The following is a 1530-nucleotide window of genomic DNA, read 5'->3' as shown; positions in this document are numbered from 1 at the left end:
TATGCACGCAAGGCAAAGGCGCATGGATCGCCGACGCGCTGCTGGTGCTTGGAAACAACAACGAGGCAAACAACAATCTTCGATACGTGAAGCTTCGTGACTGCTCGCCATCCCCCCAGATGGCTCATGTCAATTTCGGTGCAACCTAAGTTCGCTATCCGCACGCCTCATCCTCATTGTGCGCAAGATCGCGGAGCCACACTCATGAGCAAAACTAGGCCCGAAACCATGCGCGCCGTCGTCGTCGACGGCGGCAAAGGCACCGCCGAGGCGCTCCGCATCGGGACAATCCCCACGCCCGCGCCCAAACCCGGCGAGATCCTGATCGCGGTGCGGGCGGCGGGCGTGAACCGACCGGACCTTCTGCAGCGCACGGGGAATTATCCGCCTCCGCCCGGCGCGGCGGAGACGCTGGGCCTGGAGGTCGCCGGCAAGGTTGTCCAAGGCGCCGGACGCTGGCAGCCGGGCGACACGATCTGCGCCTTATTGGGCGGCGGCGGTTACGCCGAGTACGCCGCCTGTGACGCGCGTCATGCGCTGCCGCTTCCAAATGGCCTGGATTTCGTCCAGGCCGCCGGCCTGCCCGAGACTCTGTTTACGGTCTACGCCAACGTATTCGAGCACGGCGCGCTGAAGGGCGGGGAGACCTTCCTGGTACACGGCGCGACCTCCGGAATTGGAGTGACCGCCATTCAGATGGCTAAGGCCGCCAGCGCCAAGGTGATCACCACCGGTCGCGGGGCTGCAAAAGCCGCCGCCGCAAGGTGCTGGGCGCGGATGTGGCGATCGATGCCGCCGCCGAGGATTTCGCCGAAGTCTGCCAGCGCGAGGGCGGCGTCGACGTCGTGCTCGACATGGTCGGCGGCGATTATTTCCGCGGGGACCTGGATGTGCTGAAGACCAGTGGCCGCATTGTCGTCATCGACAGCCTGGGCGGCAACGAGGTCTGCCTGCCCATCTTCAAAATGATGCAGAAGCGCACCGTTATCACCGGCTCCACGCTCCGGCCCCGCCACGCCGACGAGAAGGCCAGGCTCACGGCCGAGGTGGAGCGCGTGGTCTGGCCCTGGGTCATTCAGGGCAAGGTGAGGCCGGCGATCGACGCGATTTTCCCGCTCGCCGAGGCCGCCAAGGCGCATGCCCATCTGGAGAGCGGCTGCCACGTGGGCAAGGTGGTGCTGACGACCTGATCTACCCGCCGTGAACGGGCAAGATCGACTTGGTGAAGTCGTCGACGGGATGGCGGTCGGCGGCGGCTTCGAGCTAGCGCTCTAGCTCACTTATGTTCGCGAGCCGACCATTCCACTCGCGGGGTCGCTGGAACATAGTATGGGGCGATGTGACCGAGTGGCGTCGCCTCTGAGGCGGCACCGCTGCAGCCAGTGCTCAAGGCGTTCCAACGACCAGAGCCACGTGGTGTCGTTTTCTGAATCCAGCCCGCGACGAGAGGCGGCGTAAAGGAGAAATAAATGTACGATGAAATCCTGTACTCAGTCGCCGACCTTGTTGCAACGATCACGCTTAATCGGC

At 64.4% G+C, this 1530-nt stretch carries 2 protein-coding genes; both read left to right on the top strand.

The annotated features are described in order from the left end of the window. Nucleotides 1–204 precede the first annotated feature (204 nt). On the top strand, nt 205–897 hold the full coding sequence (locus AC0L17_RS34350) for an alcohol dehydrogenase catalytic domain-containing protein (RefSeq protein ID WP_473518971.1): 693 nt from the start codon (nt 205–207) through the stop codon (nt 895–897). Continuing rightward, entirely contained in the window at nt 780–1190 is a 411-nt protein-coding gene (locus AC0L17_RS34345; protein WP_473518970.1) for a zinc-binding dehydrogenase, read from the top strand. The genes AC0L17_RS34350 and AC0L17_RS34345 overlap by 118 nt, the downstream gene beginning before the upstream one ends. The last annotated feature ends 340 nt before the right edge of the window (nt 1191–1530 follow it).

The sequence above is a fragment of the Mesorhizobium sp. WSM4829 genome (genome assembly GCF_055811475.1).
This window is presented reverse-complemented; position numbering and strand designations above follow the sequence as displayed.

What these genes read in the sequence shown, in the direction of transcription:
- AC0L17_RS34350 (WP_473518971.1), top strand. Translation starts at nt 205, where the DNA reads ATGAGCAAAACTAGGCCCGAAACCATGCGCGCCGTCGTCGTCGACGGC.